The sequence below is a fragment of the Pseudonocardia sp. OZ21 genome (genome assembly GCF_059359135.1).
Genome location: NZ_JCADBN010000002.1, coordinates 285,368 through 298,972, shown reverse-complemented (window position 1 = coordinate 298,972; position 13,605 = coordinate 285,368). Strand labels below are relative to the sequence as shown.

Below are 13,605 nucleotides of genomic sequence, written 5' to 3'. Positions count from 1 at the left end.
TCTGTGGTTAATTATTTAGGTGCGATTTTGTCAATCTCGTACAACTCGGGCGCTGGATACGCCCGGACAGGCGTAGAAGATGTGTGTGGACGTTCCAGATCCCTCGTTGGCCGGCCTGGTGCCGGCGCTCGTCGAGCGGCTGCCCGAGCTGCTGGACGAAGTGCGCCTGGCACTGGAGGAGGACTGGCCCGACTATGCCCAGTTCCTCGCGGCGAACAGGGCGGAGGTCGGGGTCGCGGCGGACGCGGCGCTGAACCGGCTGGTCACCCTGGTCACGAGCAGCAACACCGACGGCGGGGTCGAGAGTGAGCTGTTCGAGCAGATCGGCCGTATCCAGTGGCGGCAGGGCAACGACCTGACCACCCTGCTGTCGGCCTACCAGATGGGGGCGCGGGTGTTCTGGCGCCACGTGTCCACCGTGGCCGTGGAGCACGACGTCGAGCCCCGCACCGTCGCGGCGCTGGCCGAGGCGGTCTTCCTCTTCGTCGACAAGCTCTCCTCGTCCTCGGCCCGCGGTTACGTCCTCGAGCAGTCCGAGGCGGCGGTCACCCGGGAGCGGCTGCGCGAGGAGCTCGTCGGGCTGCTGCTGTCCGACCGCGCCGACCGGGCCGCCGTCCAGGCGGCGGCGGAGCGGGCCGAGTGGCCCCTGCCCGACGAGATGGCCGTGGTCCTCGTGGAGCCCGACAGCCCGGCCGCGCACCAGGCCCTCGCCCGGCTCGACCCGTCGAACATCGTCTTCAGCCGCCCGCCGCTGCTCGGGGCGATCGTGCCCAACCCGTCGCACCGGAACCTGCGCAGGCTGGCGACGGTGCTGCGCGGCACCCGGGCGGTCGTCGGCGTGGCCGTCACGGCGGACCGGCTACCGGCCAGCCTGCACATCGCCGAGACAGCGGCCCGGCTGCAGCGCTGCGGGGTGCTGGTCGACGACCCCGTGTTCACCGCCGACCACCTCGACGCGATCATCGTGCACCGCGACGCCGGCCTGCTCGACGCGCTGCGGGCCCGCGTGCTCGGCCCGCTCGCCACCTCCTCGCCCGCGTCGCGGGAGCGCCTGTCCGAGACGCTGCTCGCCTGGCTGCGGCACATGGGCGACCGGCGGGCCATCGCCGCGGAGCTGCACGTGCACCCGCAGACGGTCCGCTACCGCCTCGCGAAGCTGCACGAGTTGTTCGGCGACGATCTCGACTCGCCCAGCACACGGGCCCAGCTCGTCCTCGCACTGGCGTGGGGTCCGCCGCAACCCTCCCGGCCGGCACCGAGAGCGGTCGGGCCGAGTCCGGTCGGCCTGGCGGCGCCGGACTCCACCGTGCCGGGTCGCTGACCCCGCCGGCTGCTCCGTCCGCCCGCCCTGTCCGGATGTCGACGGCAGGGTTTCGCCCCTTTTGTCGGCAAAGCGGGGACCAACGTTCCGGCAGCATTTCGGAAAGCTTACGAAAAGCCGATCATTGAACGGGCTCGGCGTCGCCGCTATCACATGTAACCGGCGCGACACCTGCCATCTTTTCCGGGCGCTCAGCCGTTCTACCGTCGTACGGTTGAAGCAACATGTATTGCGGGCGGGTAGGGAACCGTCACCAATATCCGTTTTGGGGGGTGTGGGCGGTGGCAGGACCGAGAATCCGGCCGGGCCGGTCGGGGGTGTGGCCGGTCGGCCTGCCCCGTGTGCCGACGGCGCCGGCCGTGGGGGCGGCCGTCCAGCCGCGCCGCGGTGCTCCCGCTGGTCGGACCTGGGGAAAGGACTAGCAGTGCTCGAACGTTCTTCGTCTGCCTACCTCGCGAGCGACCCGGGCACGCTGCCCAGCTGGTGGCGGATGGTCGACCGCCACGACGGCGTGCATCTGCTGGTCGGTGGGGAGCTCGACATGTCCAGCGCCGACCTGCTCGACGAGGCGCTGCGGCTGCTGGAGATCTTCCCGCTCACCTCGCACGTCGACCTGTCGGCCGTCACCTTCGCCGACAGTGACGGGATGGAGCCGCTGGCCGCCAGTGCTCGGCGCCGCGCCCGCAACGAGCTTCCGCCGTTGCACCTCGCCGGGGCCAGCCGTCCGGTGAAGCGCCTGTTCGACGTGCTCTCCAGCGCCGAGCCGCGGGAGAGCGCCACCGCGGGATGACGATCGGCCGTCGCGTGTGACCCAGCACGCGGCGGACGGGGATGCGGGCCGGCTACGCAGGCCGCCACGGTTCGGCACAGCCTGCCCGCTCGACGACATGGGTGACAGCCACCGGCGCCGCTGACGCGGCGCCGGTGGCGTTTGCGCCGGCACCGCGCGACGGGGCCGGCCACGCTCGGCCGACACCTGCGCCCCGTGGCTGTCCTGCCCGCGCAGGCGCATCCGGGTGCGCTGCTGCCCGGAGAATCTCGTGAATCCGACGCGGCTCCGGGTCGAACACAATCGGGAATTCACCGAACCGGTCGGCCGTTGGATCCGTAGTAGTAGGTGGGAGACAGTTTCACCGGGATCCCGGCCGGTGTGGGTCAGCACACATATCGCCGATCCCAGCTTTTCTCAGCTCCTCCACATGTGGAGTCGTCGGGTGATACCCGGCGGGCCTCCGCGCGCCCTTAGTCAGGAAAGTTCGAGGAGAAATCGTGAGCACGCTGCTGCAGGAACCCGGTTCGATGCCCAGCCCGGGGCCGCGTCCGGGTCTTGTGCTGGTGGCTGCCGACTACGCGCAGGAATCCCGGACCTTTCGAGGCGAGCGTCTCGATCAGGTCTTCGAGGAGCGGGTCGACGGGATGCGGGCCGCCGGGCACGCCGACCACCTGGCCGTCGACGCCGGTGAGACCACTCTGACCTTCGCCGACCTCGACGAGCGGGCCAACCGCCTCGCCCGGTACCTGCTGGCGAACGGGGCGCGGCCGGGCGACCGGATCGGGTTGTTGTTCGACCAGGCCGTGCATTCCTACATCGGGATGCTGGCGGTGTTGAAGATCAATGCCGCGTACGTGCCTTTGGATGTGGCATTTCCGCCGGACCGCATCGCCTACATCCTTTCCGATGCCGGTGTGCGGATGGTGCTGTCGTTGTCGCACGTTCGGGATCGCGTCGAGGGGCTCGAGGACTTCGCGCCCGGTCTGGTCTATGTCGATCGGGCGGCCGACGCCATTGCGGAGCAGAGTGCGGCTCGGCTCTCGGTCGGCGAGCGGGGTGAGCCGGTGGAGGATCTGGCCTATCTGATCTACACCTCGGGCACCACCGGCCGGCCCAAGGGCGTGGCGATCGAGCACGCGAGCATCTGCAACTTCGTACGGGTCGCCGCGGAGGTCTACGGGATCACCGCGCAGGACCGCGTGTACCAGGGCATGACGATCGCGTTCGACTTCTCGGTCGAGGAGATCTGGGTGCCGTGGGTCGCGGGTGCGACGCTGGTGCCCAAGCCGGCGGGTTCGACTCTGCTGGGGCTGGACCTGCACGAGTTCCTGACCGAGCGGCGGGTCACGGCGATGTGTGTGGTGCCGACGCTGCTGGCCACGCTGGAGGAGGACCTGCCGCTGCTGCGCTTCCTGCTGGTGTCCGGTGAGGCGTGCCCGCAGGACCTGATCGCGCGCTGGCACAAGCCCGGGCGGCGGTTCCTCAACGTGTACGGGCCGACCGAGGCCACCGTGACCGCCACCTGGACCACGCTGCACCCCGACCGGCCGGTCACGATCGGGCAGCCGCTGCCCACCTACACGACGGTGATCCTGGACCGGGACGACCCCTCCCGCGCCCTCCCGTACGGCGAGATCGGTGAGATCGGCATCGCCGGCGTCGGCCTGGCCGCGGGCTACCTCAACCGCGACGACCTGACGGCGAAGGCGTTCATCCCCGACTTCCTCGACATCCCGGGCAACCCCTCACACCGCATCTACCGCACCGGTGACCTCGGGCGCGTCAACGCCGAGCGCGAGATCGAGTACATGGGCCGGATCGACCTGCAGGTCAAGATCCGCGGCTACCGCATCGAGCTCACCGAGATCGAGTCGGTGCTGCTGCAGGTGCCCGGGGTGGCCGCGGCCGTGGTCGACACCTTCGAACCGACGCCGGGCACCAAGGAGCTGGTGGGCTACTACAGCCTCCGCACCGACACCGCCACGCTCGACCCGGACGAGATCACCGCGCACCTGAAGGAGCGCCTGCCCGCCTACATGGTGCCGGCGTACCTGGAGCAGCTCGCGGCCATCCCGATGACCCCCCAGGACAAGGTGGACCGCCGCGCCCTGCCCGCGCCCACCACGCGGCGCTCCACCTCCGCGAACGAGCACGTGGCGCCCGCCACCGAGGCCGAGGAGATCCTGGCCGCCGCGCTGGCGCGGACCCTGGGCGTCGAGCAGGTCTCGGTCGAGGACGACTTCTTCGACGACCTGGGCACCAACTCCCTGCTGATGGCCCAGTTCTCGGCGCGGGTGCGCAAGGAGTCCGCGATTCCCGGGCTGTCGATGCGCGAGATATACGGCCACCCCACCGTCCGGCAGCTGGCCGCGACCCTCGGTGACGTGGCGCCGGTGGCTGCCGCCCCCTCGACCGAGACGGTCGTGCGGACCAGCACCGCCGGCTACGTGATGACCGGTGCGCTGCAGCTGCTGGTGTTCCTGGCGTTCAGCTACCTCAGCGGTCTCGTCGTGGACCGCGGGTTCTCGTGGTCGTCATCGGGCGCCACCCAGCTGGACGTCTACGGCCGTTCCGCCCTCCTCACCGTGGGGCTGCTCGTGGCGGCCTGCCTGCTGCCGATCCTGGCCAAGTGGACCCTGATGGGACGCTGGAAAGAACGCGAGATCACGCTGTGGAGCCTCGGCTACGTCCGCTTCTGGCTCGTCAAGACGCTGATCCAGATCGACCCGCTGGTGCTGTTCGCCGGGTCCCCGCTCTACAACCTGTACCTGCGGGCGCTGGGCGCGAAGATCGGCCGCGGCACCACGATCATGTCGCGCACCGTCCCCGTGGCCACGGACCTGATCAGCATCGGCTCGGACACGCTGATCCGTCGCGGCGTCTCGTTCAGCGGCTACCACGCCACCAGCGGTGTCCTGCGCACCGGGAAGGTAACCCTCGGGCGTGACGTCTTCGTCGGCGAGTCGAGCGTGCTCGAGATCGGCACGGAGATGGGCGACGCCGCACAGCTCGGGCACTCCTCGTCGCTGCACTCCGGGCAGACCGTGCCGGCGGGGGAGCGGTGGCACGGCGTCCCGGCCGAGCCCACCACCACCAACTACCGGACCGTCGAGCCGCACCCCCGCGCCACCCTGCGCCGGTTCGTCTACGGCGCGGCGCAGCTGGTGGGCGCTCTGCTGCTGGTGCCTGCGGTGCTCGGCGCCGTGATCACCCTTCTCATCGCGGTTCCCGGGGTCGACACCCTCTTCCAGCCCACAGTGGCGTCGCTCGCAGGGGCCTCCTTCTACCTGTCGATGGCGGCGCTCTCGGCGATCGTGTTCTTCGGCGTGCTGGCTCTGCTCCTCGCCGTGATGGTCGTCGTCCCGCGGCTGCTCAGCCCGCTGGTCCGCCCGGACCGGACCTACCGGCTCTACGGCTTCCACCACGTCGTCGCGGCGGTGATCACCCGGCTGAGCAACTCCCAGTTCTTCACGAGGATGTTCGGGGACAGCTCCGGCGCGGTCGGATACGCCCGTGGCCTCGGCTACGACCTGTCCGTGGTGGAGCAGACCGGCTCGAACTTCGGCACCGAGCTCCAGCAGGACTCGCCGCTGATGACCACCATCGGGACCGGCACGATGATCGCCGACGGTCTCGCGATCCGGAACGTCGACTACTCGAGCAGCTCCTTCCGGATGTCGCGGATCGCGATCGGCGAGCGCAACTTCATGGGCAACAACATCGTCTACCCGGCCGACGCCAAGATCGGCACGAACGTCCTGCTCGGCACGAAGGTCATGGTGCCGATCGACGGCCCGGTGCGGGAGAACGTGGGCCTGCTCGGCTCGCCGCCCTTCGAGATCCCGCGCAGCGTCGCCCGCGACAGCGAGTTCGACCACCTGAAGGCTCCGGGGGTCCTGCGCCGTCGCCTCGCCGCCAAGAACCGGCACAACGTCGCCGGCATGGCCACGTACCTGCTGGTCCGGTGGGTGCAGTTCTTCGCACTGATCGTGATCACCACCGTCGCCGCGACCTTCTACTCCCGGTTCGGTGCGGCCGCCACCGCCGTGGGCCTCGTCGCGGCCGTGGTGTTCAACATCCTCTTCGTGACGCTGGCGGAGCGCGCCGCGACGGGGTTCCGGTCGCTCGTCCCGCGGTTCGTCTCGATCTACGACCCGTACTTCTGGCGCCACGAGCGGCTCTGGAAGGTTCTGGCGGCGCCCTTGTTCCCCGGCACCCCGTTCCGGAACCTCCAGTGGCGCCTGCTGGGTGTGCGCATCGGCCGCCGGGTCTTCGACGACGGCTGCGGCATCCCGGAGAAGACCCTGGTCAGCATCGGGGACGACGCCGTGCTCAACAACCTCAGCGTGATCCAGTGCCACTCGCTGGAGGACGGCACCTTCAAGTCCGACCGCACCGCCCTCGGCGCGGGTGTGGTCCTCGGCGTGGCGTCCTTCGTCCACTACGGGGTCACGATGGGCGACGGCACGAAGCTGGACGCCGACGCCTTCCTCATCAAGGGCGAGGAGACGGCGCCGTTCACCCGGTGGGGAGGCAACCCGGCCACGGAGCTGCGGCCCGAGGTTCCGGCCGCGGCCGCCCCGGTGGTTCCCCTGGCTCCAGCAGCACCGGCCACCGGACCATCGGCCGTCGCCGCCTGACACGGATCCCGCACGACCACGACGGCGGCGCCGGTATCGGCGCCGCCGTCGTCGTGTGCCCGGGCCGGCCGCAGGTCAGGGGGCCTCGTGCGGTACGACGACGTCAGGAGCACCGCCCGTCGTCGACGGCGGCAGACTGCGCTTCCTCGTGCCGACGCCCTGCCGTCTGCCCCCGCGGCGGCCGGCGTCGTTGGCCAGCAGAACCGCGACCCACGGCAGGACGCCGGTGAGCACGACGGCCACGACCCCGGCAACCGGCGTCCAGAGGTACAGCGGGTACGACGCGGCGAAGCCGACGATGTGGACGACCATGAGGATCACGTAGGTGCGGCGGCGCCGGGCCTGCTCGTCGTGGAAGGACGGGGCGGCGTCGGTGATGACCTGCGGCCTGGTGGACATTGCGGCTGCCTCCTGGCAGTCCCGGAGGACTCTGCACAACGGACCGTTCTCGTGCCCATCATCGTCCTCCCTACCGCCGCCTGCACGCAGTAGAACGCCTCCGATCAGGGCAAATGCCACCATTCCCACCTCCGTTCGGCGCTATCCCGGGCTGTGGGCGCCGTCCTAATCTGAGCTGGTTCGGGAGGTCCCGGACAGCTGTGAGACATGACGGCGGCACACCAGTACCGCTGCCCGGAGTGCGGCCCATGGGTCGCTGCACTTTCGAAGTTCGGCCGGAGCGGCGCGCACCACCGGCCGGCGGCCACTGCGGCGCCGGCACCCGCCGTCACCCACCTTCACGGTCCAGGGCCTCGTCCGGCACCGGCTGCGCGAGGAGGCCGGCCGGGACGTCCGTGCGGTGGTAGCGGCGAGTGCGCCGGCCACCCGTCGCCGCCCCGGCACCGTCCTCCGACCCACCGCGCTACCGCTGCACTGACAGACGCCCGGCCGCCACGCCGCCGGGACGTGGGCGCAGCAAGGAGGACAAGATGGCGATTGTCGGTCTGCTGTACGTCGGAGCGGTGCTGTTCATCAACGGCCTGCTGCTTGTCGGGGCCGTCGACGGTAAAGCGGCTGCGCCGATGAATCTCTTCGTCGGTGCTCTGCAGGTCGTCACCCCGACGTACCTGATCTTCACTGCCGCGGGTGATCCGCAGGTGATCCTGGCGGCGTCGGGCCTGTACCTGTTCGGCTTCACCTACCTCTACGTCGGTATCGGGCTCCTGGCGGGGCTGGACACCACCGGCGTCGGGTGGTTCTCGCTGTTCGTGGCCATCACGGCGGTCGGGTACTCGTACGCGAACTTCCAGATACTCGGGGACCGGCCCTTCGGCGTCATCTGGCTCTACTGGGCGTTCCTGTGGGCACTGTTCTTCGTGGTACTCGGCCTCAAACGCGAGTCCCTCACGCGCTACACGGGCTGGGTGACGATCATCCAGGGCTGGGTGACGGGCGCGATCCCGGCCTATCTGCTGCTCACCAACCTGTGGCGCAACCCGGACGCCATCGCGCTCGGCCTCGCCATCGGCGGCGTCGTCGTGTTCGGCGCGCTGTTCGTGTGGGATCGCCGTCGCGCGCCCCGCGCTCCGGTCCCGACCAAGCCCGCCCCGTCCGTCCCCGCGGCGACGGGGTGACCGATCCGATCCGGAAGGAGATCCACCATGCCCGATGTGGTGTTCACCGTCGACCAGTCCAAGTCCATGCGCGACCAGGCGGTCCCGGGGCACAACCGGTGGCATCCGGATGTGCCCGCCGCGGTGACGGTCCGGCCGGGACAGCAGATCCGGGTGGAGTGCCGCGAGTGGACCGACTGTCAGATCGGCAACAACGACTCGGCGAACGATATACGTGACGTCGACCTGACCCAGGCGCACATGTTGAGCGGGCCCATCGCGGTGGAGGGCGCCGAGCCGGGAGACCTCCTCGTCGTCGACATCCTCGACCTGGGGCCGGTGCAAGCTCCGCAGGAGTACGGGGACGCCCCCGGCCAGGGGTGGGGCTACACCGGGATCTTCGCCAAGGCCAACGGTGGCGGCTTCCTGACCGACTACTTCCCCGACGCGTACAAGGCGATCTGGGACTTCGCCGGGCAGGTCGCGACCTCGCGACACATCCCGGGGGTCCGCTACACGGGGATCACGCACCCCGGCCTGTTCGGTACCGCCCCGTCCGCTGAGCTGCTGGACCGCTGGAACCGCCGGGAGCGCGCACTGATCGAACGTGATCCGGATCGCGTACCGCCGCTCGCGCTCCCGCCGTTGGAGGCGAACTCGCTGGGTGGCACGGCGGAGGGAGACGTGGCGGGAGCCATCGCCCGTGACGGCGCGAGGACGGTGCCCGCCCGGGAGAACGGCGGCAACCACGACATCAAGAACTTCACCCGGGGCTCCCGGGTCTTCTACCCGGTGCACGTCTCCGGGGCGATGCTCTCCGGTGGCGACCTGCACTTCAGCCAGGGCGACGGGGAGATCACGTTCTGTGGCGCGATCGAGATGGGCGGCTTCATCGACTTCCATGTCGACGTCATCAAGGGCGGGATGGAGACCTACGGGGTGACGACCAACCCGATCCTGATGCCGGGCAACGTGGAGCCGCGCTACTCGGAGTTCGTGACGTTCATCGGTATCGGCGTCGACCACACGACCGACACCCAGCTCTACAACGACGCCACGATGGCCTACCGCAACGCGTGTCTCAACGCGGTCGAGTATTTGAAGAAGTTCGGTTACTCGGGCGAGCAGGCCTACCTGCTGCTGGGCTCGGCGCCGATCGAGGGCCGCGTCAGCGGCGTCGTCGACATCCCGAACGCCTGCTGCTCGCTCTACCTGCCCACCGCGATCTTCGACTTCGACCTGAAGCCGTCGGCGAGCGGACCCGTGATGCAGGACCGCGGGCAGTGCGCGATGACGTCGTGAGCGTCGCCGCCTGAAGAACGGGTGGCCCGTGCGCCCCACCGGCGCGCGGGCCGCCCGGCCGGTGTGATCTGGAGGCCCGGATGACGGACGACCCCCCGGAGCAGCCCGAGGTCCACCCGAAGCACCTCGCGTACGACCGGTTCGGCAAGGAGGCGCTGCTCGCCGCCCACGACATCACGGAGGCGCTCGCCGAGGCCGGTGTGGACGACGACGGCGTCGTCGTCCTGCGCACCGACGGGCGCCGGCACAACCTCGCTGATCTGGAGCGGCTCATCGACGACGCGCTCGCCGAGGACGCGCTCGCCGACGACGCGCTCGCCGAGGACACCGAGCACCCCGGCGAGCGCCGCGACGACCCCTGATCGTCGCGGTGCCCGGGAATGCGGCGCTCCTCGCCATGATCGGTCCTTTTCGTGGCCGGTCACCGGGCGGATCACGTTCGGGAAACTGCGGTAACGCCCTGTCCGTAGCTCCGAGTAGACGGGTATGCGCATCGCTCGAAGAGCCATCATTCCGTAGCGCTTTTCGTCACTGATCGGGGCGATGGAGGGGCTTCCGGAGTGCTGATGGGAACCCTCGGGAGCTGATGGGCCTGAAATGGGCGAAGGATTGCCCCGAGGGGGTGATGAGAATGGCGACAGCCAGTGACGAGGCCGTCGACGAACTGGCGACGGTGATCATCGGCCAACGGGTCCGGGACGGTTGCCGGGACGCGTTCCAGACGTGGCAGAACGATGTGAACGATGCGGCGGGCACCTATCCCGGGTTCCTCGGAGCCACGATCACGCCGCCCACCCCGGTGCAGCCGGACTGGATCGTGGTCTACCGGTTCGACTCCCTCGACCACCTCCAGAGCTGGCTGAACAGCGCGACCCGCCAGGACTTCCTCGACCGGGGCGCCGGGTACTTCGACGGGCCGGCGACGCAGCAGGTGCTCACCCGCGGGGAGGATTCCGGCGATGCGCTCGTCACGGTCGTGGTGACGCACCGCGTCAAGAAGGAGGACACCGCTGCGTTCCTCGAGTGGCAGAAACATGTCACCGCCGCGGAGTGTGAGTTCCCCGGTTTTCGCGGATCCGAGATCTTCCGGCCGATCGAGGGACTGCAGGACGAGTGGACCACGCTGTACCGATTCGACTCCGCGGCGACGCTCGACCAGTGGCTGACGTCGGGTCGCCGGCAGAAGCTGCTCGACGAGGGCAAGCAGTTCGACAACTTCCAGCTCCGCACCATCGACAACTCTTTCGGCAACTGGTTCGCGTTCGACGAACGCGGGCAGGAGGTGGCGCCGCCGTCGAATGTGAAGTCGGCGGTCGTCGTGTGGGTCGGGCTCTACCCGACGGCGATGGTGCTGACGCTGGGCCTGGCGACGCTGCTGCCCGGGCTGCCGCTGTGGCAGTCGTTGCTGGTCGGCAATCTCCTGTCGAGCTTCGTGATGACGTACCTGACGATGCCGCGCTACGGGAACCGGTTGTTCCGCTGGTGGCTCTGGCCGGCCGAGGATGCTCCGCAACCCCGCACCAACCTGATCGGGTTCGGGGCGGCGATCGCGGTCAACGTCGTCTGGGCCGTGGTCTTCTTCCTGGTGACCGACCACTTCTGGAAGCTCCCGTGACCTCCCGGCCCGCGACACCTCAGCGACGCGGCGCCACGTCATGGATCTGCACACCGTCACCGAGGTGATCCGCCGCCGGGACGTGCCGCGGCACCAGTGGCGGCCCGGGGACGCCTGGCTGGCCGGCGGCACGTGGCTGTTCTCCACGCCCCCGCGCTGGCCAATGCGGTGGCCGACGCCACCGGAATCCGCTTCCGCGATCTCCCACTGGCTCCCGAGCGAATCTTCGGCGCGCTGCAGCGGTGAGGGCGGGCGCGCATTGGCGACTGCCCCGTTCAGGGGCTCGACGGCAGCCGTTCGAACGGTACCGTGACACATTCCACTATTCCGGAACACAGCGTTGCAGACAGGAGCTGACCATGACTACGTCGGAACCGGCGTCAGCAATTCGCGGAGTCTGGTGGCTCGTGCTGATCCGCGGGATACTGGCGATCCTCTTCGGCCTGTTCGCGCTCTTCGCGCCGGGTACCGCGCTGCTCGCGCTGGTGTTCGTCTTCGGGGCCTACGCGATCATCGACGGCATCACGGCGATCATTGCCGGGATCCGGCACCGCACGGAGGAATCGCATTGGATCTGGCACGTCGTCCAGGGTGTCGTGTCGCTCATCGCCGGCATCATCGCTTTCACGTGGCCCGGTGTCACGGTGCTGGCGATCCTTTTCGTGATCGCATTCTGGAGCATCGTGAACGGCGTGGCCCAGATCGTCGAGTCGTTCACGATGCGCAAGGTGGGCGCGTCGACGTGGGGCTGGATGCTGGCGGGAGGCGTCGTCAGCGTGATCTTCGGCATCGTGCTGCTCACCTGGCCGGGTGCCGGGCTCATCACGCTGCTGTGGCTGGTGGGGATCTTCTCGATCGTCTTCGGTGTGATCATGGCCGTGTGGGCGTTCCGACTGCGGAGCGGGGCGGACGCCCTCGGCGGCGTCGGTCACGAACAGCGGGCGGCCACGGAGTGAGCCGGGCCGCCGCCGGCGTACTGCCGGCGGCGGACCAGCGGGCGGACTACAGGTTCGGCTTGACGTCCTGGTCGTAGATACCGGTCAGGGTCTTCTTGAGCGCCGTCAGCTCCGTCTGGGTGTCGGCCTGCTGCGTCAGGATGTTCGCGCAGGTCTTGGCCATCTCCTGGTCGCCGCCGGGGAAGAACACGCGGGCCCGGTCCTGCACGCGGGTGACGGCCAGCTGGTCGATCGCCACCTTGCTCTGCGGGGTCTTCGTGACGAGGCTCGAGATGTCGGCGGACTTGCGCACCGGCATGTAGCCCGTGGCACCGGCGAAGGTGACGGTGTTCTCGGGCGAGGTGAGGAACTTCACGAAGGTCGCCGCGGCGAGCTGGTTCTCCTTCGGAATGGCCTTCGGGATCCCGAGGCCGGACCCACCGGTGGGGCACACGGGCGTGGTGGCGACCGGACCGCCCGGCATGAAGCCCGCGCCGACGTCGAACTTCGCGGCCTTCAGGATCCCGACGAGGTCGCCCGTCGAGCTCATGGTCGCGCTGACGGCCCCGGAGGACAGGTCGCTGCCGGCGTCCTTGCTGGACACGCCGGCCCACCCGCCCTTGTAGACCGCGTCCTGGAGGTACTGCAGCGCGGCGACGGACTCCGCGGAGTCAGTGGTGACGTCCCAGTCCTTGCTCCAGCCGCCGCCCCAACCCCAGAGCAGGTTCTGGAAGGTCCAGCCGGCGTAGCCGTCGAGGGCGGGCAGCTGGAACGCGTGCTGGACGCCGGTGCCCGCGTTCTGCAGCCGTGGTGCCCACTCCGCGAACTCGGCCCAGGTGGCGGGGGCGCGGTCGGGCAGCCCGGCAGCCGCCCAGTGCGCCTTGTTGTAGTAGAACAGCGGCGTCGAACGGGCCCACGGGATCGCCCACTGGCCGCCCGCGTACTGGTAGTCGGCCATCAGCTGCTCGCGGTAGTCGGCGGTCTCGATGCCGACGGTCTTGATCAGCGAGTCGAGCGGGACGATGGACCCCAGCATGTAGTACCGGAACCACCAGACGTCCGACAGCACGATGAGGTCGGGCAGCGTCCCGCCGGTCTGGGCGGTCTGGAACTTCTGCGCGATCTCCTCGTAGTCCGAGCCCGCCGTCACCAGGTTCACCTTGATGTCGGGCTGTGAGGCGTGGAACGCGTCGATGATCTGCTGCGACACCGGCTGGGAGCCGCCGGGGTTGCTCGACCACCAGGTGATCTGGGACGCCGGCTTCACCCCCGAGTAGTCGATCTCGGTCGTCGTCGCTGCCGGGGCGGCACCGGAGGTCGTCACGGGGCCGCCGCACGCGGCCACGGCCGCGGTGAGTCCGACGGCCGAGGCGAGGCGGAGGAAACCGCGCCGGTCCAGAGCCGGGTTGAGGGCAGCACGGGGGGAGGTACCGGTGGGCATGGAAGGTCCTTCTGATGGGTGGGGAG

Annotated in this window: 10 protein-coding genes; 8 read left to right on the top strand and 2 right to left on the bottom strand. The window is 69.6% G+C overall.

Annotated features, from left to right (window positions below; translation table 11 throughout):
* Positions 1-79: 79 nt before the first annotated feature.
* The 3 genes from AC5L35_RS05065 to AC5L35_RS05055 all read left to right on the top strand — a co-directional run bounded on the left by AC5L35_RS05065 (position 80) and on the right by AC5L35_RS05055 (position 6,733).
* Complete coding sequence (locus AC5L35_RS05065; protein WP_495058355.1) at positions 80-1,321, top strand: PucR family transcriptional regulator; 1,242 nt, start codon at positions 80-82, stop codon at positions 1,319-1,321.
* Between the two features lie 424 nt (positions 1,322-1,745).
* Positions 1,746-2,111 carry an STAS domain-containing protein gene (locus tag AC5L35_RS05060; protein ID WP_495058354.1) on the top strand — a complete coding sequence of 122 codons (366 nt, stop codon included), beginning with the start codon at positions 1,746-1,748 and terminating at the stop codon, positions 2,109-2,111.
* A gap of 479 nt (positions 2,112-2,590) precedes the next feature.
* Positions 2,591-6,733 carry a Pls/PosA family non-ribosomal peptide synthetase gene (locus AC5L35_RS05055; protein ID WP_495058353.1) on the top strand — a complete coding sequence of 1,381 codons (4,143 nt, stop codon included), beginning with the start codon at positions 2,591-2,593 and terminating at the stop codon, positions 6,731-6,733.
* Between the two features lie 75 nt (positions 6,734-6,808).
* On the opposite strand, the gene AC5L35_RS05050 is transcribed toward AC5L35_RS05055, so the two are convergent.
* Positions 6,809-7,132 (bottom strand): DUF3099 domain-containing protein, encoded by a 324-nt coding sequence (locus AC5L35_RS05050; protein WP_495058352.1) that lies wholly within the window; start codon positions 7,130-7,132, stop codon positions 6,809-6,811.
* A 530-nt stretch (positions 7,133-7,662) separates the two neighbouring features.
* Here AC5L35_RS05050 and AC5L35_RS05045 point away from each other — a divergent pair.
* From AC5L35_RS05045 to AC5L35_RS05025, 5 genes are all read left to right on the top strand, one after another.
* Complete coding sequence (locus tag AC5L35_RS05045) at positions 7,663-8,307, top strand: AmiS/UreI family transporter (RefSeq protein WP_495058351.1); 645 nt, start codon at positions 7,663-7,665, stop codon at positions 8,305-8,307.
* A 27-nt stretch (positions 8,308-8,334) separates the two neighbouring features.
* Positions 8,335-9,588 (top strand): formamidase, encoded by a 1,254-nt coding sequence (gene fmdA, locus AC5L35_RS05040; RefSeq protein ID WP_495058350.1) that lies wholly within the window; start codon positions 8,335-8,337, stop codon positions 9,586-9,588.
* Positions 9,589-9,668: 80 nt separating this feature from the next.
* Positions 9,669-9,950 carry a hypothetical protein gene (locus AC5L35_RS05035; protein WP_495058349.1) on the top strand — a complete coding sequence of 94 codons (282 nt, stop codon included), beginning with the start codon at positions 9,669-9,671 and terminating at the stop codon, positions 9,948-9,950.
* A gap of 269 nt (positions 9,951-10,219) precedes the next feature.
* Entirely contained in the window at positions 10,220-11,203 is a 984-nt protein-coding gene (locus AC5L35_RS05030) for an antibiotic biosynthesis monooxygenase (protein WP_495058348.1), read from the top strand.
* Positions 11,204-11,562: 359 nt separating this feature from the next.
* Positions 11,563-12,159, top strand: a complete 597-nt coding sequence (locus tag AC5L35_RS05025) for an HdeD family acid-resistance protein (RefSeq protein ID WP_495058347.1) — start codon at positions 11,563-11,565, stop codon at positions 12,157-12,159.
* Positions 12,160-12,205: 46 nt separating this feature from the next.
* Here AC5L35_RS05025 and AC5L35_RS05020 read toward each other — a convergent pair whose 3' ends face one another.
* On the bottom strand, positions 12,206-13,579 hold the full coding sequence (locus AC5L35_RS05020) for an ABC transporter substrate-binding protein (RefSeq protein ID WP_495058346.1): 1,374 nt from the start codon (positions 13,577-13,579) through the stop codon (positions 12,206-12,208).
* Between the last annotated feature and the right edge of the window lie 26 nt (positions 13,580-13,605).

Excerpts from the sequence above, each read along its gene's own strand:
- AC5L35_RS05065 (WP_495058355.1), top strand. The coding sequence starts at position 80 with ATGTGTGTGGACGTTCCAGATCCCTCGTTGGCCGGCCTGGTGCCGGCG.
- AC5L35_RS05050 (WP_495058352.1), bottom strand. The coding sequence starts at position 7,132 with ATGTCCACCAGGCCGCAGGTCATCACCGACGCCGCCCCGTCCTTCCAC.
- AC5L35_RS05045 (WP_495058351.1), top strand. The coding sequence starts at position 7,663 with ATGGCGATTGTCGGTCTGCTGTACGTCGGAGCGGTGCTGTTCATCAAC.
- fmdA (WP_495058350.1), top strand. The coding sequence starts at position 8,335 with ATGCCCGATGTGGTGTTCACCGTCGACCAGTCCAAGTCCATGCGCGAC.
- AC5L35_RS05035 (WP_495058349.1), top strand. The coding sequence starts at position 9,669 with ATGACGGACGACCCCCCGGAGCAGCCCGAGGTCCACCCGAAGCACCTC.
- AC5L35_RS05030 (WP_495058348.1), top strand. The coding sequence starts at position 10,220 with ATGGCGACAGCCAGTGACGAGGCCGTCGACGAACTGGCGACGGTGATC.
- AC5L35_RS05025 (WP_495058347.1), top strand. The coding sequence starts at position 11,563 with ATGACTACGTCGGAACCGGCGTCAGCAATTCGCGGAGTCTGGTGGCTC.
- AC5L35_RS05020 (WP_495058346.1), bottom strand. The coding sequence starts at position 13,579 with ATGCCCACCGGTACCTCCCCCCGTGCTGCCCTCAACCCGGCTCTGGAC.